The sequence below is a fragment of the Streptomyces sp. NPDC054757 genome (assembly GCF_053612185.1).
Map to the genome: position 1 here is coordinate 323,041 of NZ_JBSHBW010000003.1, position 23,646 is coordinate 346,686.

Sequence of the window (23,646 nt, forward strand, 5' to 3'; positions counted from 1 at the left end):
CTTAGCGGAGCGGACAGGGCCGCCTGGCCGATCGGCCGGGCGGATGCGGCAGCCGGGCGCCCGGTGACCGGCCGGCCGTCCCGGCGGCGCCGAGGTCGGCCGCTCCCGTCGCCCGGCAGGTCCCGTACCGCAGCGTCGCAGGTCATCGCGGTACCGGCACTCTCTTCGAACAAATGACCAAGGGCCACCCGTTCGGCCCCGTGGTGCGAAACCCTTCACCCCCGTACGCCGTTCTGCTGCCGCGGAGAGCTTACGAACGAGGGGGGACGGGGTGGCTCTGGTCGAGTCGGTGGTCGAGCCGGTGGCTGGGTGGGTGCCGCCGTGGAGCGGGGCCGACGGCGTGTTACCCGCGCACTGGGGCGCGGACGTCGCGCCTACGGATTCTCCGGTCGGGCCCGCTGTGCCCGCTGTCCGGATCGCGCCCGCTGTCCGGGCCGCGCCCGCTGTCCGGGCCGCGCCCGCTGTCCGGGCCGCGCCCGCTGTGCCCGCTGTCCGGTTCGCGCCCACCACCCGGGCCGCGCCCGCCGCCGGAGCTGTGCGTACCGCCCGATCCGTGCCCGCCGCCGGAGCTGTGCGTACCGCCGGATCCGAGCCTGTCGCCGGAGCCGTGACCGTCGCCGATGCCGCCGCCGCTTCCCGTACCCCCGCCGTGCGGCCCGCCGCGGGCGCACTCTTCGAGGAGCTCTCATGAGGACACCCGAGATCGCCGTGACCGGACTGGGGATGATCACCCCGGGCGGGGCCGGTACGGCCGAGACCTGGGAAGAGGTGTGCGCGGGCCGGCCCACCGCTCGCCGGCTGCCCGAACTGCGGGGCCTGCCCGTCGACTTCGGCTGCCCGGTGGACGGTGTCGATCTGGACGCGGCGGTCGGCGGCCGTAAGACCTGGCGTATGCACCGCTTCGTGAAACTGGCGCTGATCGCCGCCCGGCAGGCCGTCGCCGACGCCGGGCTCGATCCCGCAGGCTGGGACCCCACCCGGGTGGGGGTGGTGATCGGTGTCGGCGTCGGAGGTGTCTCCGTACTCGCCGACAACGTTCTGCGGCTGGACGCCGAAGGGCCCGGCGCGGTCTCCCCGCTGCTGGTGCCGATGATGATCCCCAACGCGGCCGCGGGTGAGGTTGCCATCGCGCTGTCGGCGCACGGGCCGAGTCTGGCCCCCGTCACCGCCTGCGCGTCCGGCGCCACGGCCATCGCCGTCGCCCGCGATCTGCTGGCCTCCGGGCAGTGCGACGTGGTGGTGGCCGGAGGAGCGGAGTCGGTGCTTCAGCCGCTCGTGGTCTCCGGTTTCGCGCAGATGGGCGCGGTCTCGCGGCGCTGTGACGACCCGGCGGGGGCGTCCCGGCCGTTCGCCGGGGACCGGGACGGATTCGTGATCGCCGAGGGCGCCGGGGTGCTGGTCCTGGAGCGGGCCACCGACGCGGCGGCCCGGGGACACCGGGCGCGGGCGCTCCTGGCCGGGGTGGGCGCCACCACCGACGCCCACCATCCGACCGCCCCCGACCCGGCGGGCCGCTGTGCGCAGGCGGCCGTCGAAGAGGCGCTGCGCGACGCGGGCTGGAGCCCGCATGATGTCGGCCACGTCAACGCACACGGCACCTCCACACCGCTCAACGACGCGATGGAGGCCGAAGTGATCTCGCGGGTGTTCCCGCACTGGCCACCGGTGACCTCGGCCAAGGGCGTCCTCGGGCACTCGCTCGCGGCAGCCGGGGCGATCGAGGCCGCGCTGACCGTACTGACCCTGGAGGAGGGCGTCATCCCGCCGATCGCCAATCTGGACGCTCCAGCCGTGGAGTTCGACCTGAACTGTGTGACCAAGCAGGCGCGCGGCGAGTCCGTGGAGCGGGCCGTCAGCCACTCCTTCGGCTTCGGCGGGCACAACGTGGTGCTGGCCTTCCAGCGGGGGGAATGACCCATGGCCATGGAGACGTTGTCCGCGCCGTCCGCGCCGACCTCGCCCGGTACAGCAGAAGCGACGGAGGCAGCAGAGGCGGCTGAGGCAGCAGAGGCGGCTGAGGCAGCAGAGACGGCTGAGACAGCAGAGACGGCTGAAGCAGCAAAGACGGCTGAGGTATATGCGGCTGCTGAGGCGGCCGGGTGCCCCCCGGCCGTGCACGGCGATCTGGTCCGGGTGCTGTTCGGTGACGACCACCGGGCCACCCACGGCCCCTGGCGTGCCCTTCTCGCCACGGAGCCCTTCCGGCGCAGGTCCGGTCTCACCCCGGATGAGCAGCTACGACTGGCGTACGCCCGGCTGCGCACCCTCAACTCCACGCTGGACAGCGCCTTCCGGCTGGCCGCCGACCCCGTGGCACTGGCCGCCCTGCACGAGTGGCTCAGCCCGGTCGACGCCGCGCTGACCACAGTCGCCGGTATCCACTACAACCTGTTCCTGGGCACCCTGCTGGACCACGATGCCGACGTGCGGCGGGATCTGTCCGACTTCGCGGACCTGACCCGCGTCGGGACCTTCCTCTGTACGGAGATCGACCACGGGAACGACGCGACGGCGCTGGAGACGACCGCCGTCCACGACCGGGCCAGGGGCGGATTCCTGCTGCGTACCCCGCATGCGGGCGCGCAGAAGTTCATGCCCAACACCAGTGCGGTGGGCGGCCCCAAGAGCGGAGTGGTGGCGGCCCGGCTGCTGGTCGACGGCAAGGACCTCGGCGTGTTCCTGTTCCTGACCCCGCTGACCGGGGCTGACGGGCCGCTGCCCGGTGTACGCGTCAGGCGGCTGCCGCCGCGTATAGGCAGCGTGGTCGACCACTGCCTGACCTCCTTCGACGATGTCTTCGTGCCGTGCGAGGCGCTGCTCTCCGGGGTGCAGGGCCGGCTCGACGCCGATGGCGCCTTCAGCAGTGAGGTGGTCAGCCGGCGCAGCCGCTTCCTGCTGTCGATCGGCCGTGTCACCGCGGGCAAGCTGAGCATGAGCGCCTGCGCGGTGGGGGCGGTCAGGGCGGCGCTGGCGGTGGCGGTCCGCCATGGCTCGCACCGGTTGATCGGCGGGGTACGGGCGCCCGAGCGGGTGCCCGTCATGGCGCACCGCAGCCACTACGCACCCCTCGCGGGCGCGCTGGCCACCGCGTACGCGATGACGCTGCTGCACCGCGACGTCGTACGCAGCTGGACGGAGCATCAGGACATCCCCGCCGATGCCGAGCGGCTGGTCGCCGTCGCCAAGGCGTGGATCACCTGGGAGGCGCGTGCCGTCCTGGCCGAGTGCCGTGAACGGTGCGGTGCCCAGGGGCTGTTGGAGCACAACGGCCTCGCCGCCCTGGTCACCGGGATCGAGGGGGCGATCACCGCCGAGGGCGACAACCTCGCCATCCACGCCAAGGCGGCGGCCGGGCTCGTGTCGGGCCACCGCCCGCCACCGCCCGCCGCGGCCCCGGCCGGCCGCGAACTGACCGATCCCGCCTACCTCCTGGAACTGCTCGCCGCCATCGAGTGCGTCGAACTCGACCGGGCCCGCGCCGCGATGCGCGAGGCCCCGCCGGGCGACGCACTCGGCCGGTGGAACGCGGGGGCGGCCGCCGCCCTGCGGGCCGCCACCGCGCACGCCCAGCTCCGGGCCGCCAGGGCTGTCGCCGCGGCCGCGGACACCCTCCCGCCGGACTCCGCCGCGGGGGAACTGCTGCGCACCTTGGGCCGGCTGTTCGCCCTGGAGCGCATCGCGCCCCGGAGCGGTGATCTGCTGTACGGGGGTTTCCTTGAGGGCCGTCACATCGGTGCGCTCCCGGCAGAGGTGGACCGGCTGACCGCCCGGGTCGCGGGGCGGGCACGGCTGCTGGCCGACGCGTTCGACCTGCCGGACGAGTGGCTGGCGGATGTGCCGGTCGCGGGCGCCGGATACGCGTCGGCGTACGACGACCCCGAGGGGCCCTGGCACCGTAGGCCGGGGGAGGCGTACCCGTGAACCGGTTCCTGCTGCGCACCGTCCTGGTCGGGTACTGGGGGACGGTCCATGTGCTGTCCCGTCTCTGCCGCCAGGACCTCTGAGGCCGGGGCCTCTGCTGCGGCGGCCTCTGCCGCGGGGGCCCGGGGGCGGCCATGGACCGGAGAGCGGCCCCGGCCAGGGGGAGCGGCCCGGAGCCGGCTTGAGGCCCGGTGTGGGCCGGGTGCGGGATCCGGTGTGAGGCCCGGGTGCGGGATCGGGGTGTGGGATCCGGTACGGGGGCCGGTGCCCGTTCCCGTGGGGTGAAAAAACCTTCCCTCACCGCGTAACCGGAGGTTCGTTCAACCGTTGGACCGACGTCCACGAGCTGTGATTCATCCGCATTGAGCATGCTTTGCGGGCTGCTCCACCGCTCCCACCCGCCTGCTCCACCAGGCCCGTCCGCTCCGAATGAAGGGGAATGTCATGTCCGAGCTGCACCCGACCCTTGTCGACGTCCTCACCCACACCTTCAAGGTCCCCGCCGCCGAACTCCGCCCCGAGGCCACCATGGAAGACCTGGAGATGGACTCCCTCGCGGTCGCGGAGCTCGGCGTGATCGTCAAGGAGACCCTCGGTGTCGACGCCGATGCCGACTCCGCGTACAAGGGGGCCACTCTGGGCCGCATCAGCGACTTCCTGACCGCGTCCACCGTGGCCGGTTCCCGATGACGCTTCCCCCTGTCGCCGTCACCGGTCTTGGCATGATCACCCCGGCCGGCAACGACACGGAATCCACCTGGCGGGGGGTGTGCACGGGGCGCTCCACGGCCCGTACCGTCCCCGAACTGGACGGCTGCGCCATCGACTTCGCCTGCCGGGTCACCGGTATCGACCTGGCCGACGCGGTCGGCGGCCGGACCGTCTACCGCATGGGCCGCTACGTCAGGCTCGCGGTGCTCGCCGCCGAGGAGGCCGTCGCCGACGCCGGGCTCTCCCCGGCCGGCTGGGACGGCACCCGGGTCGCCATCGTCATCGGGACCAGCAGCGCGGGATCGAGCGGGCTGTACGAGCAGTCGGTCGCCCTGGAGCGCCGGGGCCCCGAGGCGATCTCGCCTCTGGGCACCCTGCTCACCGTCCCCAACATGGCCGCCGCGGAGGTCGCCGTACGGCTGCGCAGCACGGGGCCGAGCCTGGCGCCCTGCACGGCCTGTTCGTCGGGCGCCACCGCGCTCTCGGTGGCGCGCGATCTGCTGGTCACCGGGCAGTGCGACATCGCCGTCGCGGGTGCCACCGAATCGATCGTCGACCGGCTGGCCCTGACCGGGTTCGCACGGTCGGGCGCCGGGGCGATGCGTGCCGGGGAGGAACCCCCGGCCATCAGCCGCCCGTTCGCCGCCGACCGCCGGGGCCTCGTGATGGGGGAGGGGGCGGCCGTCATGGTCCTGGAGCGCGAGGCCGACGCCCTGGCCAGGAACGTCGCCCCGCGCGCCCTGCTGGCCGGGACGGGCGCCACCACCGACGCGTACCACCCGACCAGCCCCCGGCCCGACGGTTCGGTCGCCCGTGCGGCGGTGGACGCGGCGCTGCGGGACGCGGGCTGGTGCGCGGCGGACGTCGGCCACGTCAACGCCCACGGCACATCGACCCTGCTCAACGACGCCACCGAGGCCGGGCTGATCGCCCGCGCCTATCCGCACCGGCCTCCGGTGACCGCGCCCAAGGGTGTGCTCGGCCACTGCATGGGTGCGGCGGGGGCGATCGAGGCCGGACTGACGGTCCTCACCCTCCAGCACGGACTCGTACCGCCCATCGCCAACCTGACCGCTCCCGCGCCGGAGTTCGACATCGACTGCGTGACCAAACAGCCCCGCCGGGTACGGCTGTCGCGCGCGGTCAGCCACTCCTTCGGCTTCGGCGGGCACAATGCCGTGCTCGCCTTCGAGCGGGGCTGACGGGGTGGGTGTTGTGCTCGGCTGCTGAGGGGGTCGGCGGGGTTGGTGCGTCTGGTGTTTCTGGCAGTGCCGACGGGGCTGGTGCGTCTGGTGGTGCTGGCAGGGCTGGTGCGGCTGGCGGGCCAGAGCGCGGGGGCGGGGCCGCCCGGGGCCGGGAGGGTCCGGGGCCGGGAGGGTCCCCAGGCACGGAAGGGGCCGGGGCAGCCAGCATCTAGACTCCTCCGGTGAACGCCTCGCTCCCCACCGCCGAAGCCCTGCGCACCGCCCTGGCCGGGCTCCTCGACGGGCTGCCGCCCAAACAGGCCGCCCAGGCCGTCGAGCGGCTGATCGCCAACTACCGGGGGACCACCCCCACCGGGACCCCGCTGCTGCGCGACCGTTCGGACGTCGCCGCGTACGCCGCGTACCGGATGCCCGCCACCTTCGAAGCCGTACGGGCGGCGCTCGCCGCCTTCCGTGCCGCGGTGCCCGGATGGGTGCCCGCCCGGCACACCGACATCGGCGGGGGCACCGGCGCGGCGAGCTGGGCGGTGGCCGGGGCCTGGGACGACCCGGACGAGCAGGCGGAGGCCGACGGGACCGGTGGGGCCGACGGGACCGATGGTGCTGGTGGGGCCGGTGGGACAAAGGGCCCCCGGCGTACCACCGTGCTGGACTGGGCGGACCCCGCACTCGTACTGGGCCGTGAACTGGCCGCGCACTCCGGCTCCTCCGCACTGCGCACGGCCGACTGGCAGCGCACCCGTATCGGACCGGGGCTCACCTTGGAGAGCACCGATCTGGTGACGGTCTCGTACGTCCTGGGGGAGCTGACCGAAGCCGGCCGCACCGCCGTGGTGGACGCCGCGGCCCAGGCCGCCCAGGCGGTCGTGGTGGTCGAACCCGGCACCCCCGACGGCTATCTTCGGATCATGGCGGCCCGGGACCGCCTGGCCGCGGCCGGACTGCGGACCGCCGCCCCCTGCCCCCACAGCGACGCCTGCCCCATCGTGCGCGGCACGGACTGGTGCCACTTCTCGGCCCGGGTGAGCAGATCCTCGCTGCACCGCCAGGTCAAGGGCGGCTCACTGGCGTACGAGGACGAGAAGTTCAGCTATGTCGCCGCGTTCAGGGGCGAGGTGGCGACCGTGCCGTCCCGGGTCGTACGCCGACCGCAGATCCGCAAGGGCCTGGTCCAGCTGGAACTCTGCACGGCGGCGGACGAACTCACCCGCGAGACCGTCTCCAAGCGCCACGGCGACCTCTACCGCGCGGCCCGCGACACGGCGTGGGGCGACCCGTGGCCGCCGCCTGGCACCGAGCCGATGCCCGTGCCTGGACGGTGAATCGGACTTCTGCCGCCGAGCACTCCGAGGAGCCGGCGCAGAGCATCACATCGGTCACCAGCGCGGGTCAGCCGGTGGCCTTCAGGAAGACCGCGACCGCGGGAACTGTCCCGTGCCGGACGATCGCTTCGCAGGTCCTCCGGAGCAACTGTTCCCTCTCGCCGAGCTGACCCCGCCCATGAGAGCCACTGCCTCCTCGGCGGTGCCCACAGCGCCGTCGAGGTCGCCCAGCTCACGGAAAGCAGCCGCCTTGCGGGCAGGACAGATCGCGGTCCCCCCCCCGTGACTCCCCTCCGCACGGTTCCTTCGTCGAAGGCACGCGCCGTCCTCACCCAGGCCGGCCCCCTGCGCCATGATGCCGACCGAGCCCCGCCCACATACCCCGGGCGCCGGGGCGTCGCCCTCACGCTGGGGGCCCAACGGGCCGCCCCGGCAGGCGGGGTGCCCGATATGCTGCCCGCGCCCCGTCGCCTCGGACCGGGCCTGGGACAGATGCGGGACGACGATGGCCGATCACCACCCCATGAACCACCGGGCGCCTGCCGCTGAACATCGGGTCGCCGTGCTCTCCGCCGGCTCCTGGGGCACGGCCTTCGCCACCGTTCTCACCGACGCGGGCAACGAGGTCGTTCTGCACGCCCGCAGGGCCGAAGTCGCCGACGCGATCAATGTGCGACAGGAGAACCCGGACTACTTGCCCGGCGCACACCTGGCCCATCAGGTGACAGCGACCACGGACCCGGCGGAGGCGCTGGCGGGCTCCGACTACGCCGTCATCTCCATCCCCGCCCAGTCGCTCCGCACCAACCTCATCCGGTGGGCGCCGCTGATCGAACCGCAGACCGTGATCGTCAGTCTGATGAAGGGCATCGAAGTCGGCACCGGTCTGCGGATGAGTGAAGTGATCACCGAAGTGACCGGCGTTGCCCCCAAGCGGATCGTGGTGCTGTCCGGCCCCAACCTCGCCGAAGAAATCGCCGCACGCCGACCCGCCGCCTCTGTCATCGCCAGTAGCCACGAGGACACCGCGACCGCCTTCCAGACCGCTTGCATGACGCCGTCCTTCCGCCCGTACACCAACACCGACATCGTGGGATGCGAACTCGGTGGCGCGGTCAAGAACGTCATCGCCCTGTCCATCGGTCTCGCCTCCGGTATGGAGCTGGGAGACAACGCCGGTGCGCTGTTGATGACTCGCGGCCTCGCCGAGACGATCCGCCTCGGGCAGGCACTTGGAGCCGGCCCGCAGACCCTCGCCGGTCTTGCCGGCCTCGGTGACCTCGCGACCACCTGCTCCTCACCGCAGTCCCGTAACCGCACCTTCGGCGAACATCTCGGCCGGGGCGTGACCCTCGAACAGGCCACCACCGCCACCCGTCAGACCGCCGAAGGCGTCAAGTCTTCCGAATCGATCCTGGAGCTTGCTCGTCGCCACGGAGTGGAGATGCCCATCACGGAGGTCGTGGTCGACGTGGTGCGAGGGCGGATCAGCGTCGCCGAGGCCGCAGTACGGCTGATGTCGCGGGCACCGAAATCCGAACGCTCCAGGGCGAAGGGATTCAGCCAATGACGAGAGCCCTCGAGTCAAGTGAAAAGGTGATCGCGCTGGTCTGTGGCAACGAGAAGAGCGCGAACCATGCCGACGGCTGTGACGTTGACATGCTGGATGCTGCGGAGCGGGAGATGGGCCTCGTATTCCCTCCGTCCTACCGGCGTCTCCTCGAAGAATTCGGCACCTGGGAAATCGCCGGGAAGGAGTTCTTTGGCGTATACAAGTCGCCTGCCGGAGGGGATGCCCTTTTGGGAACTGTCGAGCAAACCCTGGAGGCTCGTCATCAGATCGGTCTGCCGGCCGACCTGATGGTCGTCATGGTCGATGACGTATGGGCCTATGTTGTCCTCGACACTTCCCAGGGAGACCAGGACGGCGAGTGCCCAGTGTTCGCCTGGAATCCCGGACTTCCGGGTCGTGACAGCATGGAGAGGGTTGGAGGGAACTTTGGGTCCTTCGCCCTGGAAGAGTGTCAGCGAGCCATGAGTACGTAGAGGCAGGCGCATTCAGCATTGAGGGCGGGCGGAATTTCTTCCGCCCGCCCTCGTGGTTTCGTGGAGCTCCGGCGTTTTCGCGGTCTGGACTCAGCGGAGGTATGTCTGCTGCCATTCGATCGAGGTCATGGTGAGCGCGGCGTCAGCGAGGGACTGGGCGGAGGCCGTCTTGAGCTTGGCGACGCTGCTGTCGATCCAGGGCTGGACGTTCGAGCAGCCCTGTTCGCGGTACTCGACGGCTTGGATGAGGCATTCGAGTTTGTCCGCGTCGTGCGCGCAGATCACTTCGAGGGAGTCGCCGTTCTCGTACTCCTCCACGATTCGCTGGGCCCCGTCCTTCACAGCGGGGTGCGCGGCGGATACCTGGTCCGCTGTGACCTTTTCGTTGCCGGTGGCTTCGAGGTAGCGGCGACCGACATGAGGGATGTCGCTGACACGGGTCTCCTGGGTGTCGTGCCAGAGCCCGAGAAGGGCCGTCTTCGCGGGGTCGGCGCCCTCCATCATGGCGAGCACGGAGCCGATGAGAGCCACGCGGAACGAGTGCTCGGCGATCGTCTCGGGGTCCTTCACCCCGGCGATCCACCATCCTGTCCGTTTGGCGCGCTTGAGCATCCCCATCTCCAGCAGGAAGCCCGTGGTGCCCTTCGCCTGCTCCTGCTCTGTGTCCGCCATGAAACCCGTCCTCCGATGTGTCATCTGCGGTTCTCGCGTAGAACGTAATGCACCGAACTGAGTTCCCGCCTCGATCGCGGGGAGATCCGGTCGTGATCAAGAAGTCGGGCGGTGTGTGCGCTCAGACTGGCCGCCAGGTCAGGGTCTGCCAGGGGCAGCCATCGTGTGGTGGTCAGCAAGGCCCAGAGCGAGTGGACGTACAGGTCCGTGTACGCCGGAGCCTCGTGGAGGCCGGCCACGAGCCCACGCAGGAGACTCACGGGTTCCCAGCCGGTCCACCCCTGTCGCATAAACCTGTCGTCTGGCTGCGGTTCACGGATCGAACCGAGCCAGTAGGCCCAGTAGTTGAGGTTAGCGGTTTCGGCGATGTCGTCGTCCGCCAGACCCCGGTCGATGAAGTCCAGTAATGGCTGACCGTCACCAAGCCGCGCTAAGGCGGCGGCAGTTGACCGTGCGCTCGCCCAGTGGGATGTCCAGCCTCGGGCGGCGATAAGGAGGCCAGAATGGCTACCGCAGTTGAGACCGGCGTTCGTGTCTGGGGGGTGCCTCTATGTCGTTCGTCAAGGCATCCCTGCCGGGGTCTGGGGGCGGGTGGATGGTGGGGTTATGCGGCGAGTTCGACGTCCTTCGGTGTCCGGGATTCGTAGAAGGTTCCGTCGCGGAGCATGGCGAACAGGACGCTGATGCGTTGGCGGGCGAGGCGGAGGAGGGCTTGGGTGTGGGTTTTGCCGCGGGCTCGCTGTTTGTCGTAGTAGGTGCGGGAGGCGGGATCGGCGTTCATGCAGGCGAAGGCGGACAGGAACATGGCCCGTTTGAGCTGCCGGTTTCCGCCTCGTGGGGCGTGTTCGCCGTGGATCGAGGTGCCGGAGGACTTCGTTGTCGGGGCGAGGCCGGCGTAGGAGGCGAGGCGGGCGGCGGTGGGGAAGTTGGTGCCGTCGCCGATGGTGGTCAGCAGGACTGCGGCGGTCCTGACGCCGACGCCGGGCATCGAGGTCAGGACCTGGGAAAGAGGGTGGGCCTCCAGCAGGGTGTTGATCTGGGCTTCGAGGGTCCGGCGCTGTTCGTGGACGGCGGCGAGCGAGCGGGCCAGGGACGGGATCACGATGTCGAGGGTGCCGGTGCCGGGAACGGTGACGGTCTGCTCGTCCAGAGCGTCGAAGACGTTGTCGATCAGCCGTGCGGCCATGCGCGGGGCTTTCGGGCGGATCAGCTCGACAAGGCGGCGTCGGCCGGCTTTGCGCAGGGCGGCCGGGGACCCGTAGCGCTCCAGGAGCCAGGTGGCGGCCTGGTGGTCCAAGCGGGGGCCCAGGACGCGCTCCAGCGACGGGTGGAACTGGGTGAGCAGGCCGCGTATCCGGTTGCTGGTGCGGGTGGCCTCGGCGGCGAGGTCCTGGTCGAAGCCGGTCAGGACGGTGAGCTCGGCGGTGATCTCGTCGGTGAGTTCGAGCGAGCGCAGGGTGTGGGGCAGGGTCCGGGCGGCGTCGGCGATGACGGCCGCGTCCTTGGCGTCGGTCTTGGCCTCGCCAGGGTAGAGGTCGGCGATCCGGCGCATGGCCAGGCCGGGCAGGTAGGCCACTTGGCAGCCGGCGTCGCGGGCGACGGCCAGGGGCAGGGCGCCGATGGAGGCGGGCTGGTCCACGATGACCAGGACGCTGCCGAACTTCGCGGTCAGCTTGTCGAACACGACCCGCAGCTTCGGCTCGCTGTTGGGCAGCTGCTTGTCGAAGATCTTCTTCCCGGCCAGGGTGAGCCCGTGCCCGTGATGGGCGCTCTTGCCGACGTCCAGGCCCAGGAACACGCCCACGTCTTCAATCTCGAACATCGCGTCCTTCCAGGGGATTTGGCGGTGCCGGCCTCGGCTCGGGTGTCGTGCTCACGCATCCACGTTATGCAGACCTGCCGCCCGCGAACTGTCCGGCATTGCGCCGGACCGGACGGTGGCCGGACCTCTCATCAGCGTCTCCGACGAACACCCCCGGACCCGGTGACACCACCCCCCAGGTCATGCCTTCGACAGGGGGACACAGTCATGCCGGGCCCGGAGGCCAGCGGCCCCGTTGCAGGACCGCGAAAAACATAACGGGGGGCCGGTCGACCGCCCCGTACCCGACCGTCGCCCGTCGCCCCCACGCGTCGGTCACGCTCGATCCCGAAACCCAGCTCGGCGTCTACACCGACCGGATGGGCACGGTGATCGAGATGGGCAAGTACGGGACCAGCAAGGGCACGGAGACGAACACGACCACGAACTCGGACTCATCGCCCGACCAGGGCCACGACCACGACTCAGAGCGGGACTGACCGGTGACCGACGGGAGAGCGGTGCTCGTGGCCACGGAGCTGGATGACCTCACCGCCGACATGGTGATCAGCCAGCTGAACCGGCGCAACGTGCCCGTGGCCAGGTTCAATCCCGCCGACATCGGGGCGACTCTGACGGTCTCCGCCCGGTTCGGAAGCTGCCCGACCCCCGTGGCCGGGCAGCTCCGGACACCATCGCGGACCGTGGACCTGACCCATATCCGATCGGTGTACTGGCGCCGCCCGGTATGGCCCTCCTTCGGCCACCTCGACAATGACGACGCACGGTTCGCGGCGGCGCAGACCCGCTACGGACTCGGCGGGACCCTGTACTCCCTCGACGGACCGCTGTGGGTCAACCACCCGCTGCGGAATGCCGCCGCGGACTACAAGCCCGCCCAGCTCGCCGTAGCCCAGCGTCTCGGACTGGCCGTGCCGCCGACGCTGGTCACGAACGACCCGGACGAATCCCGGTCCTTCATCGGCGCCCACGATCGGGTGATCTACAAGACGCTCCGGTGGACGCCCTACCAGCGCGATGGGGTTGCCGTTACCGGCTGGGCCGACCGCGTCACCGCGGCCGAGATCGACGCGAGCGTGTCCCTGGTGCCGCACCTGTTCCAGGCCGTCGTGGACAAGGCGGCCGACCTCCGCGTCCTGGTCGTCGGCGGCGAGGTGTTCGCCGTACGGATCGAGTCCGGGATGCTGGACTGGCGCAAGGACTACTCGGCGCTGTCCTACCGGGTGGTGGACCTGCCCACCCGGCTGGAGAAGGTGCTCCATGCGTACCTCGATCACTTCGGGCTGGTCTCGGGGAGCTTCGACTTCGCCGTGGACAAGGCTGGCGACCTCTGGTGGCTGGAGCTGAACCCGAACGGACAGTGGGGGTGGCTGGAGGAATCCACGGGCCTCGCGATGTCCGTTGCATTCGCTGAACTGCTGACGCAAGGAGTTGCCCCATGACCGGCACCGCTGCTCAACGGCGCGCCCTCGCCGAACGGCTGACGCAGGCCGGTGTCCTCTCCAGTCCCTGCTGGCGGGCGGCAGTGGAGACCGTGGTGGACATGCTGGAGAAGCTGGAGGTGGGGGACGGGCATCAGGTGCTGGAGATCGGTACGGGGACCGGTTACTCCTCCGCCCTGATGTGCTTCCGCCTCGGCGAGGACAACGTCACCACGATCGAGGTGGACCCGGACGTCTCAGCCCGTGCGGACGCCGCGCTGGAGAAGGCCGGGTACTCGACGTGGACCGTCACCGGAGACGGCCTCCTTGGCCACCCTCGCCGCGCACCGTACGACCTTGTCATCGCTACCTGCGCCGTGCGTCGAATCCCTTACACCTGGATCAGGCAGACCAAGCCGGGCGCCATCGTCCTCGCCACGGTCGGCGGGTCTTGGCAATACGGCACCGGGCTGGCGAAGGTCATGGTCGCCGAGGACGGGACCGCCAGGGGCGGGATCATCGGCCGCAGCTCGTTCATGCAGGCCCGCTCCCAGGCGGAGGTACCGGTCGTCGGGGACTTGTCCGCCCGCATCGCCTACCCCGACAGCGAGCGTGTAGCCAAGGTGCACCCGCTACTCCTCGAAGAGTGGATGCCTGCGTTTCTCGCGCAGCTCGCTGCTCCGGGGGCGCGCTTCACCCGCGCCACATCGCTGGAGGGCAACCGGCTGTTGCACCTCTTCGATCCGGACCGAGAATCCTTCGCATCGTTCACGGAGAACGACGGCACCTGGACAGTCCGCCAGGGCGGCCCCGCGGCCCTTTGGGACGCGATCGAGCAGACCCTCACCGCCTGGCACGAGGCGGACAGCCCCGACATCACCGCGGTACAGCTCCACATCACACAGGAGACCCACACCTACTGGATCGACGGCCACCCCGCGCTTCGATGGCAGCACCACCTCATCTGATCGGGGTACCGCAATCACCAGCCACGGCGCACCCCTCTGCTGGGAGCAGGGGTCGCCGGAGCGAGGGGCGCCGAGCCCTTGTCGGAGTCGGCGGAGCGCCGCGCTGAGAAGATCGGATGCCTTCGAGCCGTTCCGCTGGTGCCCGGCAGCGGCCCGAAGGGCTCACACCTCAACGCCGGATGTGCCGAAGCCATAGTCCACGTCTTGATGATCGATCTCATAAGCCGCAGACACACTCGCGAATCGACCCTGAACTGGCGCGACACCTGAACCTCGAACCACACAATCTCGCCAGGACAAAACGTTCTTCAAGGAAGCCCTCAGCTATGCGGCCGACGCCACCACCACCGCGTCCTGGGCCATCGCCTCACTGGCCCGCACGGTCAACTACGAGAACCAGGCCACCGCCGATGCGGCCGCCGTCGACCGGGCAGCGGGCCGGCCGAGGGCTACGTCAGGGAAGTCAGGACGCCGCCGGCCTCACCGAGGCCGCCCTCGAAGGACTCGGTGCGAAGTCTCTCGACGACTTAGACGGTGTCCTACATGGTGAGTTGGGGTAGCCCATCACGATGAGGAGTGGGCGGTGGGACTGGATCGTGCCGGACGGGTTGTGGGAGATCACGGAGCAGTCGGCGTCCGCATCGCCCGCAAGGGCATCGAGTCCAGCGAACGATTGGGCCGCCGCAGGTGGGCTATCGAGCCGTGTCTGACCTGCTACCGCACACTCAACCACCGCTACGAACGCCACCCCTCCAATTATCTGGCCTTTCTCGGCTGGCGAACTCCCACACCCACGAGGTCCAGGATCGCGGCAAATTCCGGTTCACCTCAGTTTTCCCTGCCTGAGGAACGCGGCTTGCATGATTCTTCTCTACTCCGTCATTCGCGTGGTTCATGGGGTGGCGATTCGAATGTTGCTGTCCTGTACCGGCCGGGACTTGCGAGACTGGTGTGCAGAGCCCGATCGGCTCCTGGACGAGTGCGCCGAATCCAGCCACGACAAGACGGCGCTGGGAGTGTCTGTCATGGCATGGATCGTGTTGGTGTTGGCCGGAGTGTTCGAGGCGGTGTGGGCGACGGCGCTTGGAAAATCGGAGGGCTTCCACCGTCTACTGCCGAGCAGCGTGTTCGTTGCCGGCCTGGTGATCAGCATGGCGGGCTTGTCCTATGCTCTGCGGACACTGCCGGTAGGTACTGGATATGCAGTCTGGGTGGGGATTGGAGCGGTACTCACTGCCACGTACGCGATGGTCTTCGACGGGGAGTCGGCCAGCGTGCTCAAGCTCCTGCTGTTGGCAGGCATTATCGGCTGCGTCGCGGGCCTGAAGCTGGCGGACTGAGAGCCATTCCGAAATGTAGCAGAAGATCATCAGCATCAGACCGGAAGAAAATTTCCCAGTGTGCTGCGTCAGGAAAGGCGACTACTTCCGGGGCCTGCAAGTCATCGTCGGGGCAGGCGAGCGGCTCCGGACCGTCTCCATCACCGATCTGCTTCCCGAAAGCTACGTCTGGGCCGACCACCAGCTCGACACTGAGGAGACCGAGCCGCTCAGCACGAGCTGCCCGTCAGACGTAAACGGGGGCGAACGTTGCCTGATCCGGCACTAGTTGGCTGCCACCCGCACCGGCGGCCAAGCACAATAGATCGTCGGCAGGGGCGTCTGGCGAGCTGAAGGCACGATAATTGCAACATCCGGTAAACCTGGACGGCCGGGATGAGTATTCATGGCGGTTATGGAAGGAGCCAGACGAAGAACCAGGCGAACTCCGGCAGGGTCGGGCCCCTGCCGGAGACTGCTGGTTTCAGCGTGGAGTGCGCCTTTCATCTCAACTCGAGACAGACCCCGGAAGGCTCACGCGCTTGTGATCAGCAGGTTCGCCGTGCCAGTCATGTTGGTGACGCCAGCAGTGGAGAGGCAGGCTAGGAGGTTCGGTTGAATGAAGATGTTGACGGCTAGAACGGCGTCGCCGGCGAACTCTCCAGCGGTGACGGTACCTATGCCTGTGGAGACGTACGTGTTGGCGACCACAGTGTTGGTGACCGAGGCTGTGATCGTGCTGGTACGGCCATTGTTCCAGGTGATCGTGAAGCTGCCGGTGCCACTGGGTAGCAGCTGCAGACACGATGCCGAGACCCCAGTCGCCGAGTTAGGGCCGAACCCTCCCGAGGAGAGCGTGGAGTCGGAGGACGAGAGGCACTGGTAGTTTCCCTGGGTGGTGATTGTGTGACTTTGTGTTTCCAGGTGGAGACCAGGGTTGTAGGACACGCTGAGAGTCGATGTGGTGGGCGTGCATTCGACGTCGGCAACTGCGGCGTGCGCCGAAACGCTTCCGCCCAGCACGCTCATCACGACTGCCGCCATGAACAGGATGGCTGCCGCGATTCTGCTAGCTCGAGTAGGGAATTGCAGGATCTTGAAGTGGTTCACCGTGACCCTCCGATCACGAGCAGAGCGTTACATAAACTAAAAGTGACCCATCCTCCACACCGCGTCAACGTCGTCCTCAATGTTGGTAGGTTATTTTCTTTTAGCGGATGCAGCAGTTTGGGACAATTCGGTCACAACAGTGCGGATATATACCGAATTAGCTCCGCCAGGATTTCCTCTTGCGAGCCCCGGCTGCGTGTGGGCTAGCGCAAACGATCGTGGAGGTCACGGAGGGCGACCCAGTTCCGGTCCTCATCGGCATCGGCAATGACCCTCAACACGCGTACTCCACGGTGCCGCCAGGCCCACGTCGGAAGTCGGCTGTAGCCGCCGCCAGCCGCCGTACTTCTCCGGCGGCTGGACCCCCTGCGGTCCAGTAACGACTCCCGCAACAGCATCAAGTACGGCGACCTTGCGGTTTTAGGCCGTGTCCTACTTGGTCAGGTCGAGGAAGCGTTTGTAGCAGCAGAGGGCGGCAGCAAGTCCGAGAAAGGCCAGGTAGTTGCCTGGTTGGCGCTCGTAGCGGTGGTTGAGTCTGCGGTAACCGGTCAGCCAGGACATGGTGCGCTCGATGACCCACCTGCGACGGCCGAGGCGCTCGCTAAACTTGATGCCCTTGCGAGCGATGCGGACACCGATGTGCTTGCCCCATAGCTATCGCCGCAGGTGAGGAATGTCGTACGCCGTGTCGGCATGCAGACGTTGCGGCTTCGAATCGGTCGCGTGGGGTTCCTGTCCCATGTGGAAATGGGTCAGCATCGGCTTCAGGGCGAGGCTGCCGTGGGTGTTGGCAGCGGAGAGTCCCAGCCGTAGGAACGCGCTGATCAGGATCTTGCTGTCGGCGGGAATCATCGCCACGCCGGAAAACGACCCCATGAACCCGGACCACGTCTTGGTGTTCGGGACGGTGTCGGACCTGCCGCCCGCCTTGAGCCCCACGTTCGGTCCACCAGGAATCTAGCCCGATCGTTCATGGAACATCCTGCACGAACCCCGGTTGCCGAGCCGGCCGACCATGCTCCCCGGGCACTCCGACGGGGAAACCGACCACCAGGATCCACCAACGAGCTCAAGCAGTGGCGCGGCCCTGCCACCCGCGACGACACGACCGCCACCACCTACCTCGCAGGACTCCACCCCGCCGCAGTCCTTCCTCTCATCAGCAAGGTGATCCGGAAGAATCGGCCCAGCCACAGCGCCGATCTGCCGAAGCAGCCTACGAACGCAGCTCCTGCGTACAGCACTTGACGCTGCCGCCGCCCTTGAGCAGTTCGCTCAGGTCCATGCCGAGAGGCTCGAACCCGCGGGCCCTCAGCGGGGCGTAGAGGCCGACGGCCGCCTGGGGCAGCAGGACATGGCGGCCGTCGCTCACCGCGTTGAGGCCCAGTGCCGCGGCGTCCTCCGGGGCCGCGATCAGTGCGTCGGGGAAGAGCCTGGCCAGCACGGAACGGCTGCCCGGTGAGAACGCGTCCGGGTAGTACATGATCTCGTCCGCCGAGTCGTCCAGCACACTCAGCGCCGTATCGAGGTGGTAGTAGCGCGGATCGACCAGATCGAGGCCGATCACCGGGCGGCCGAAGAACTCCTGGGCCTCGGCGTGCGAGAGCGGGCTGGAGCGGAAGCCCCGCCCGGCCAGGATGTACGAGGCGGTGACGGCGAAGTCGCCCTCGCCCTCGTTGACATGGGCGGGCTGGTGGACCCGGGTGAAGCCGCGGACGCGGAACCACTCCAGGTGCGCCTCGGCCTCCTCGGCGCGCTCCGGGTGGGCGAAGCGGGCGCCGAGCACATGCCCGTCGATCACGGTCGCGCCGTTGGCCGCGAAGACCATGTCGGGCAGGCCGGGGCGGGGGTCCATGATCTCGACCGTATGGCCGAGAGCGGTGTAGCGGTCGCGCAGGTCCTCCCACTGGGCGAGGGCCAGGGGGAGTTCGACCGGTTTCGAAGGGTCCATCCACGGGTTGATGGAGTACGTCACCCTGAAGTGTGCCGGTGGGCACATCAGATAGCGCCGGGGTCTGGCGTCACGAGGCAATGAGGGCTCCTCACGGCGGACATGGGCTGCGGGGTGTGCAGCCGACTAGCTGCCATGGTCCGCCTGCGGGGCCCCGCGCGCTGTGCACCGATCGGGTGGTTCACCCACCGTGGTCGTGCGTCCTCTGGGGTCGCTACTTCGCCCTGGCCCTACGCCCTCGGTGGTCGTTGCTCCGCCGTGGCCGCCCGTCCGCCGTGGCCGAAGCCCCGCGGTGGGGCGGCGGGGTCGGACGGGAGCCCCGGTGCGCAAGGCGTACATCACGCGGATACCGAGACGATACGTATCGGATCCGCCGATGTTAGATTCCCCTCCATGGCCGACTCCCCGTCCCCCGAAGCGAAGCCGCCCGCCGGACACCGGCCCGGCACCGCACCCCCCGTACGGACGACCGGCAGGGCGCCCGACGCCGGCCGTCGCAGTGAGCGCTCCCGCCGGGCGATCCTCGATGCGGCGCTCGCGCTGGTCACGGAGGCCGGCTACAACAAGCTGACCATCGAGGCCATCGCCGCCCGGGCGGGGGTGGGGAAGCAGACGATCTACCGCTGGTGGCCGTCGAAGGCGGCCGTCCTGCTCGACGCCTCCCTCGCCCTCGCCGGGGACGCCGAGACCGAGGGCGAGTGGAGCGGCTTCCCCGACACCGGGGACATCGCGGCCGACCTCAAGCAGGTGCTGCGGCTCACCGTCGACCAGTTCAACGACGAGACGTACGAGGCGCCCACCCGCGCCCTCACCGCGGCCGGGTCCACCGACCCGGAGCTCGGCAGGCGCTTCACCCGCGAACTCCTCGAACCGGCCCTCAGGCTGTACGAGGAGCGGCTGCGGTCCGCCGTCGCCGCCGGGCAGATCGGCGCGGACGTGGACATCCGGATCGCCGTGGAGATGCTGGTCGGGCCGCTCACCCACCGCTGGCTTCAGCGCACCAACCCGCTCACCCACGCCTTCGCCGACACCTGTGTGGACCAGGTGCTGCGCGGGATCGGGGCACATCCGGACAGTGGCTGAACCACCCCGGCCGGTAAGTGTGGTCACCCGGGGCGCAGGATGGTGGCAGCATGGAGGGTCCGTGGTGCATACAGCGGCAGCGGTGAGGTGAGGGGATAGATGGGAACAGAGTTCGGCCGAGACCGTGGCCCGGCGAGCAGGATGAGCCAGTGGCTGCGCCGCCGCCCCAAGCAGTCCCCTCCTGACGACCTCCTCCGGGAGAGGCTCTTCGTCGCCGCCGCCGATGCCGGGCTGCCCCTCTCGCCCGCCGCCCACCCCGTCGGGTACCGCTGTTCCTGCGACCGGGTCGGCTGTCCCACCCCGGCCAGGCACCCCCTCTCCTTCGCCTGGCAGACGCAGTCCACGACCGACCGCGCCCAGGTCGAGCGCTGGGTGCGGAACCAGCCCGACGCCAACTTCATCACCGCGACCGGCATGGTCCTCGACGTCCTCGATGTGCCGCTCGACGCGGGGCGCAGCGCACTGGAGCGGCTGCTCGCCGAGGGGATCCAGGTGGGGCCGGTCGCCCAGTCGGGCACCGACCGGATGCTCTTCTTCACCGCCACCCGCGGTACGCCCGAGGACGAGGACGAGTGGTGGCCGTGCGAGCTGGACTGCCACCCGGAGACGATGGACGAGCACCCGGGGCTGCGCTGGCACTGCCGCGGCAGCTATGTGCTCGTACCGCCCGCCCGGCTGCCCGGTGACGCGAGCGTGGACTGGGTGCGCGGACTCGAACATCCGCTGCCCGATCCGCTGACCCTCCTGGAGACGCTCACCGACGCCTGCGCACGCCACGCCGACGCCGACGACCAGGACGCACACGCGGTGGCGTGGCCCCTCGGCCGCTGAGCCGGCCGGCTCAGCGCCGGATCTGCCCGGCCCGGCCCCGGGCGTCCTGCCTCAGGAGCCCTTCGCCGCCGTCAGTCCGGCCAGCCGGTTGAGGATGGTTACCTGTCCCTTCTCAGGGACCAGCGCGACCTGGCTGGAGACGCGCTCCTTGGTGAGGGTGCTCTTCGCGTCGCTCGTCATCAGCGCCCGTACATCCGGCGGCACCGTCAGATGCAGCCCCTTCGCGGCGGTCTGCTGCTCGTAGTGGCGGCTGGAGAAGAACACCAGCGCCCCGCCGCCCCGGACGGCCAGACCCAGCGGCCGGTAGTCGCCCTCGGTGAGCGCCCGGTCCTCGTACTGCGTGGAGAGCCCCGGCAGATTCGCGTTCTTCTTCCGCGCCCTGCGCCAGTCGGTGGTGTCGTTGCCCGGCGCGAAGTGGTCCGGGCTCCCCTTCTGCAGATACCCGGTGTACTCGGCGCTGAGCTTCTCCGGAGCCACCGCCAGCGACGGGTCGGCCGGTTCGGCGGGCCGCGCCCAGCCGTCCTTGTCGGTGACGAAGTCAGGGACCGCCGAGGGGCGCAGCACCGAGAGATAGGCGGCCTTCCACTGCTGGTCGGCCGCGTTCCGTACGAACACCACCAGCCAGCGGGTGTCCAGTCTGCCGCCGCCGTCCCGGTCCCGGTTGGAGTCCGTGTCGGCGACGAACCACCGCGGCCACCCGGCCTTCTTCGGGATCACGAACTTCACGTCGGTGAGCTTGAGGTCGGAGTGCTGCGCGTTGCCGGACGGAGTGGTGACGTGCCGCGCCTTGAGCCCCGCCTGGTTGATGGCCCCGAGCGGACCGGTGACCCGGCCCGCGTCGAGAGCCGGGTCGTACGCCTTGTCCGCCTTGTTGTACGCGGTGGTGAAGGCGGCGAGTGCCTGCGCCGCCTCAGCCTTCGTCGCCGACGGTACGACCTCCAGCTCCCCGTGCACCGTCATGCACCCGCTCGCCGTCAGCGACATCGCCGCTGTCGTCGCGAGTCCCGCCGCCAGCCGCCCCAGCCTGCCCATGAGTTGCCTTCTGCTCCTGCGATCCCGCTGCCTTCGAGGACGTGGTGAACCCTACCGGGGCGAAGAAGAACACGAGCGTGGGGACCAGATACAGCACCCATACCGTTGCCTGGAGCACCGTCGGGTCGGGCTGGAAGTTGAACACGCCCTTCAGGAGCGTCCCGTACCAGCTGTCCGGCGGGACGGTCGAGCTGATGTCGAACGCCAGGCTCTGCAGACCGGGGACGAAGTCGGCTTCCTGCAGGTCGTGGACGCCGTACGCGAGCACACCCGCGGCCACGACCACCAGCATCCCGCCGGTCCAGGTGAAGAACTTCGACAGGTTGATACGGACGGCGCCCCGGTAGAAGAGCCAGCCGAGCACGACGGCGCTGAGGATGCCGAGGAGCGCGCCGATCATCGGACCCTGGGCCCCGTCGGTCGAGGTGTGCACCGAGGACCAGATGAACAGCGCGGTCTCCAGACCCTCCCGGCCCACCGCCAGGAACGCCGTCGCGACCAGCGCGCCCGTGCCCATCCGCAGCGCGGTGTCGAGCTTGCCGTGCAGTTCGGCCCTGAGATGGCGCGCGGTGCGCCGCATCCAGAAGACCATCCAGGTCACCAGGGCCACCGCGACGATCGACAGCGATCCGCCAAGACCCTCCTGGGCCTTGAACGTCAGCTCCTCCGAACCGAATTCGAGCGCGAAGCCGAAGACGAGCGCCACCAGGACCGCGGTGGAGATACCGATCCACACCGGGCGCAGCGCGTCACGCCGGCCGGTCTTGACCAGATAGGCGATGAGGATGCACACGACGAGGCTCGCTTCGAGCCCCTCGCGCAGGCCGATCAGATAGTTGCCGAACACGTCGGGTCCTTTCTGGTTGCAGGAACCGGGTTACGGGAACGACGGGATCCCGGGGTGAGGGGAGCGGGCAGGGCGTCGGGCGGACAGCACGTCGGGCGGCAGCGCGTCAGGTGAACAGCGCACGGCCCCACCAGTCGCCCTTGCCGCGGACGCCCGGCGGGACGGCGAAGTGCGCCGAACCCACGTGCTGGATGTACTCGTTGAGCGCGTCATGGCGGGCCAGACCGCGCTGGAGCGGGATGAACCCCTGCCGGGTGTCCCGCTGGTACGCCAGGAAGAACAGCCCCGCGTCCAGCCGCCCCAGGCCGTCCGTACCGTCGGTGAAGGAGTAGCCGCGGCGCAGGATCCGGATCCCGTGATTGCTGTCCGGATGGGCGAGGCGTACGTGCGAGGTCGGCAGCATCGCCTTCAGGAACGGCTCGTCGCGCTCCTTCGCCTTGCCGACCGGCGCGCCCTCGCCCTTGTCGCGGCCGAAGACGTCCTCCTGCTCCTGGAGCGAGGCGCGGTCCCAGGTCTCGATATGCATCCGGATACGGCGGGCCACCAGATAGGAACCGCCGGTCATCCAGGCCGCGTCGCCCTTCTCCGCCGCCCACACGTGATCCCGCAGGGCGGCCGTGTCGGTGCCGGAGATGTTCCGGGTGCCGTCCTTGAAGCCCATCATGTTGCGCGGGGTCTGGGCGTCCGGTGTGGTCGACGAGGTCTTGCCGAAGCCCAGCTGCGACCAGCGGATCGCGATCTTGCCGAAGCCGATCCTGGCCAGATTGCGGATCGCGTGTACCGCCACCTGCGGGTCGTCCGCGCACGCCTGGATGCACAGATCCCCGCCGCTGCGCGTCGCTTCGAGATTGTCACCGGGGAACTCCGGCAGATCGACCAGCGGCCCGGGCCGCCGGCCCTCAAGACCGAACCGGCCCTTCTCGAAGAGCTTCGGGCCGAAGCCCACCGTCAGCGTCAGCCGGGACGGCTTCAGACCGAGCGCCTCCCCGGTGTCGTCGGGCGGGGCCTCGGCGAGACCGCCGTACGCGCCGTCGCCCACGGTGTGTCCCTGGGTCATCAGGGCGGCGGCCGCCGTCCAGTCCTTGAGCAGCTGGACCAGTTCGGCCCGGTCGCCGGTCGTCACGTCGAACGACGCGAAGTGCAGCCGGTCCTGGACGGCGGTGGCGATCCCGGCCTGGTGCGCGCCGTGGAACGGCACCGCCGCGCCGGACTCCGCCACCGGGGCGGTCCCGTCGTCGGTGCGCAGCGCGGCGGCGGTCGCGCCGCCCGCTGCCACGGCCCCGATCGCGAGCCCCGCGCCGCCCCAGCCGATCAGGGAACGCCGGGACGGGGAAGCGGCGCCGCTCTCGTCAGCCATGAGGTGCTCCTGCCTTGTCCGTGCCGGG

At 69.7% G+C, this 23,646-nt stretch carries 20 protein-coding genes and 4 pseudogenes; 16 read left to right on the plus strand and 8 right to left on the minus strand.

The window, feature by feature from the left end; translation table 11 throughout:
• The first annotated feature begins 553 nt into the window (after window positions 1–553).
• The 8 genes from ACWGKJ_RS06575 to ACWGKJ_RS06610 all read left to right on the plus strand — a co-directional run bounded on the left by ACWGKJ_RS06575 (window position 554) and on the right by ACWGKJ_RS06610 (window position 9,205).
• Window positions 554–691 (plus strand): hypothetical protein, encoded by a 138-nt coding sequence (locus ACWGKJ_RS06575; RefSeq protein WP_385023572.1) that lies wholly within the window; start codon window positions 554–556, stop codon window positions 689–691.
• Complete coding sequence (locus ACWGKJ_RS06580) at window positions 688–1,914, plus strand: beta-ketoacyl-[acyl-carrier-protein] synthase family protein (protein ID WP_385023574.1); 1,227 nt, start codon at window positions 688–690, stop codon at window positions 1,912–1,914. Before ACWGKJ_RS06575 ends, ACWGKJ_RS06580 begins: the two co-directional genes overlap by 4 nt.
• Before the next feature lie 198 nt (window positions 1,915–2,112).
• Entirely contained in the window at window positions 2,113–3,921 is a 1,809-nt protein-coding gene (locus ACWGKJ_RS06585; protein WP_385023576.1) for an acyl-CoA dehydrogenase family protein, read from the plus strand.
• Between the two features lie 444 nt (window positions 3,922–4,365).
• Window positions 4,366–4,611 (plus strand): acyl carrier protein, encoded by a 246-nt coding sequence (locus tag ACWGKJ_RS06590; protein ID WP_385023578.1) that lies wholly within the window; start codon window positions 4,366–4,368, stop codon window positions 4,609–4,611.
• Window positions 4,608–5,834, plus strand: a complete 1,227-nt coding sequence (locus tag ACWGKJ_RS06595) for a beta-ketoacyl-[acyl-carrier-protein] synthase family protein (protein ID WP_385023580.1) — start codon at window positions 4,608–4,610, stop codon at window positions 5,832–5,834. Before ACWGKJ_RS06590 ends, ACWGKJ_RS06595 begins: the two co-directional genes overlap by 4 nt.
• A gap of 224 nt (window positions 5,835–6,058) precedes the next feature.
• Entirely contained in the window at window positions 6,059–7,159 is a 1,101-nt protein-coding gene (locus ACWGKJ_RS06600) for a small ribosomal subunit Rsm22 family protein (RefSeq protein ID WP_385023582.1), read from the plus strand.
• Window positions 7,160–7,664: 505 nt separating this feature from the next.
• Window positions 7,665–8,729 carry an NAD(P)H-dependent glycerol-3-phosphate dehydrogenase gene (locus ACWGKJ_RS06605; protein WP_385023584.1) on the plus strand — a complete coding sequence of 355 codons (1,065 nt, stop codon included), beginning with the start codon at window positions 7,665–7,667 and terminating at the stop codon, window positions 8,727–8,729.
• The gene (locus ACWGKJ_RS06610) at window positions 8,726–9,205 is read left to right on the plus strand and encodes an SMI1/KNR4 family protein (protein WP_385023586.1); all 480 of its coding nucleotides are present in this window, start codon (window positions 8,726–8,728) and stop codon (window positions 9,203–9,205) included. The genes ACWGKJ_RS06605 and ACWGKJ_RS06610 overlap by 4 nt, the downstream gene beginning before the upstream one ends.
• A 90-nt stretch (window positions 9,206–9,295) precedes the next feature.
• On the opposite strand, the gene ACWGKJ_RS06615 is transcribed toward ACWGKJ_RS06610, so the two are convergent.
• On the minus strand, window positions 9,296–9,877 hold the full coding sequence (locus tag ACWGKJ_RS06615) for an HD domain-containing protein (RefSeq protein WP_385023588.1): 582 nt from the start codon (window positions 9,875–9,877) through the stop codon (window positions 9,296–9,298).
• A 604-nt stretch (window positions 9,878–10,481) separates the two neighbouring features.
• Complete coding sequence (locus ACWGKJ_RS06620) at window positions 10,482–11,699, minus strand: IS110 family RNA-guided transposase (protein ID WP_385023590.1); 1,218 nt, start codon at window positions 11,697–11,699, stop codon at window positions 10,482–10,484.
• Window positions 11,700–11,881: 182 nt separating this feature from the next.
• On the opposite strand from ACWGKJ_RS06620, the gene ACWGKJ_RS06625 reads away from it, so the two are divergent.
• The 6 genes and pseudogenes from ACWGKJ_RS06625 to ACWGKJ_RS06650 form a co-directional block, all read left to right on the plus strand.
• Window positions 11,882–12,178 (plus strand): putative ATP-grasp-modified RiPP, encoded by a 297-nt coding sequence (locus ACWGKJ_RS06625; protein ID WP_385023592.1) that lies wholly within the window; start codon window positions 11,882–11,884, stop codon window positions 12,176–12,178.
• Window positions 12,179–12,181: 3 nt separating this feature from the next.
• Window positions 12,182–13,141 carry an ATP-grasp ribosomal peptide maturase gene (tgmB, locus tag ACWGKJ_RS06630; protein ID WP_385023594.1) on the plus strand — a complete coding sequence of 320 codons (960 nt, stop codon included), beginning with the start codon at window positions 12,182–12,184 and terminating at the stop codon, window positions 13,139–13,141.
• Window positions 13,138–14,088, plus strand: coding sequence for a methyltransferase domain-containing protein (locus ACWGKJ_RS06635; RefSeq protein ID WP_385023596.1), 951 nt, complete (start codon window positions 13,138–13,140; stop codon window positions 14,086–14,088). Before tgmB ends, ACWGKJ_RS06635 begins: the two co-directional genes overlap by 4 nt.
• 637 nt (window positions 14,089–14,725) lie before the next feature.
• Window positions 14,726–14,857 (plus strand): annotated as a pseudogene (locus ACWGKJ_RS06640) (IS5/IS1182 family transposase); the annotation flags it as partial.
• A gap of 91 nt (window positions 14,858–14,948) precedes the next feature.
• Window positions 14,949–15,428, plus strand: a complete 480-nt coding sequence (locus tag ACWGKJ_RS06645; protein WP_385023598.1) for a DMT family transporter — start codon at window positions 14,949–14,951, stop codon at window positions 15,426–15,428.
• A 79-nt stretch (window positions 15,429–15,507) separates the two neighbouring features.
• Window positions 15,508–15,696 (plus strand): annotated as a pseudogene (locus tag ACWGKJ_RS06650) (hypothetical protein); the annotation flags it as partial.
• Window positions 15,697–15,941: 245 nt separating this feature from the next.
• On the opposite strand, the gene ACWGKJ_RS06655 reads toward ACWGKJ_RS06650, so the two are convergent.
• The 3 genes and pseudogenes from ACWGKJ_RS06655 to ddaH form a co-directional block, all read right to left on the minus strand.
• The gene (locus tag ACWGKJ_RS06655) at window positions 15,942–16,517 is read right to left on the minus strand and encodes a hypothetical protein (RefSeq protein WP_385023600.1); all 576 of its coding nucleotides are present in this window, start codon (window positions 16,515–16,517) and stop codon (window positions 15,942–15,944) included.
• A 432-nt stretch (window positions 16,518–16,949) separates the two neighbouring features.
• Window positions 16,950–17,330, minus strand: a pseudogene (locus tag ACWGKJ_RS06660) (transposase); the annotation flags it as partial.
• A gap of 403 nt (window positions 17,331–17,733) precedes the next feature.
• Window positions 17,734–18,564, minus strand: a pseudogene (gene ddaH / locus ACWGKJ_RS06665) (dimethylargininase); the annotation flags it as partial.
• A gap of 297 nt (window positions 18,565–18,861) precedes the next feature.
• On the opposite strand from ddaH, the gene ACWGKJ_RS06670 reads away from it, so the two are divergent.
• Both ACWGKJ_RS06670 and ACWGKJ_RS06675 read left to right on the plus strand, forming a co-directional pair.
• Window positions 18,862–19,551 (plus strand): TetR/AcrR family transcriptional regulator, encoded by a 690-nt coding sequence (locus tag ACWGKJ_RS06670; RefSeq protein WP_385023602.1) that lies wholly within the window; start codon window positions 18,862–18,864, stop codon window positions 19,549–19,551.
• Between the two features lie 99 nt (window positions 19,552–19,650).
• Window positions 19,651–20,382 (plus strand): bifunctional DNA primase/polymerase, encoded by a 732-nt coding sequence (locus tag ACWGKJ_RS06675; protein WP_385023604.1) that lies wholly within the window; start codon window positions 19,651–19,653, stop codon window positions 20,380–20,382.
• 51 nt (window positions 20,383–20,433) lie between these two features.
• Here the strand turns inward: ACWGKJ_RS06675 and ACWGKJ_RS06680 are convergent, their stop codons facing one another.
• From ACWGKJ_RS06680 to efeB, 3 genes are all read right to left on the minus strand, one after another.
• Window positions 20,434–21,366, minus strand: coding sequence for a hypothetical protein (locus tag ACWGKJ_RS06680; RefSeq protein WP_385023622.1), 933 nt, complete (start codon window positions 21,364–21,366; stop codon window positions 20,434–20,436).
• Entirely contained in the window at window positions 21,293–22,261 is a 969-nt protein-coding gene (gene efeU / locus ACWGKJ_RS06685) for an iron uptake transporter permease EfeU (RefSeq protein ID WP_385023606.1), read from the minus strand. The genes ACWGKJ_RS06680 and efeU overlap by 74 nt, the downstream gene beginning before the upstream one ends.
• 106 nt (window positions 22,262–22,367) lie before the next feature.
• On the minus strand, window positions 22,368–23,618 hold the full coding sequence (gene efeB, locus ACWGKJ_RS06690; RefSeq protein ID WP_453315680.1) for an iron uptake transporter deferrochelatase/peroxidase subunit: 1,251 nt from the start codon (window positions 23,616–23,618) through the stop codon (window positions 22,368–22,370).
• Window positions 23,619–23,646 lie beyond the last annotated feature (28 nt).

Bases quoted from the DNA above. Each gene is read 5' to 3' on its own strand.
- ACWGKJ_RS06645 (WP_385023598.1), top strand. From the start codon at position 14,949: ATGATTCTTCTCTACTCCGTCATTCGCGTGGTTCATGGGGTGGCGATT.
- ACWGKJ_RS06680 (WP_385023622.1), bottom strand. From the start codon at position 21,366: ATGTCGCTGACGGCGAGCGGGTGCATGACGGTGCACGGGGAGCTGGAG.
- ACWGKJ_RS06625 (WP_385023592.1), top strand. From the start codon at position 11,882: ATGCCTTCGACAGGGGGACACAGTCATGCCGGGCCCGGAGGCCAGCGG.
- efeB (WP_453315680.1), bottom strand. From the start codon at position 23,618: ATGGCTGACGAGAGCGGCGCCGCTTCCCCGTCCCGGCGTTCCCTGATC.
- ACWGKJ_RS06605 (WP_385023584.1), top strand. From the start codon at position 7,665: ATGGCCGATCACCACCCCATGAACCACCGGGCGCCTGCCGCTGAACAT.
- ACWGKJ_RS06620 (WP_385023590.1), bottom strand. From the start codon at position 11,699: ATGTTCGAGATTGAAGACGTGGGCGTGTTCCTGGGCCTGGACGTCGGC.
- ACWGKJ_RS06610 (WP_385023586.1), top strand. From the start codon at position 8,726: ATGACGAGAGCCCTCGAGTCAAGTGAAAAGGTGATCGCGCTGGTCTGT.
- ACWGKJ_RS06595 (WP_385023580.1), top strand. From the start codon at position 4,608: ATGACGCTTCCCCCTGTCGCCGTCACCGGTCTTGGCATGATCACCCCG.
- ACWGKJ_RS06675 (WP_385023604.1), top strand. From the start codon at position 19,651: ATGGGAACAGAGTTCGGCCGAGACCGTGGCCCGGCGAGCAGGATGAGC.
- ACWGKJ_RS06670 (WP_385023602.1), top strand. From the start codon at position 18,862: ATGGCCGACTCCCCGTCCCCCGAAGCGAAGCCGCCCGCCGGACACCGG.
- ACWGKJ_RS06615 (WP_385023588.1), bottom strand. From the start codon at position 9,877: ATGGCGGACACAGAGCAGGAGCAGGCGAAGGGCACCACGGGCTTCCTG.
- ACWGKJ_RS06580 (WP_385023574.1), top strand. From the start codon at position 688: ATGAGGACACCCGAGATCGCCGTGACCGGACTGGGGATGATCACCCCG.
- ACWGKJ_RS06635 (WP_385023596.1), top strand. From the start codon at position 13,138: ATGACCGGCACCGCTGCTCAACGGCGCGCCCTCGCCGAACGGCTGACG.
- ACWGKJ_RS06590 (WP_385023578.1), top strand. From the start codon at position 4,366: ATGTCCGAGCTGCACCCGACCCTTGTCGACGTCCTCACCCACACCTTC.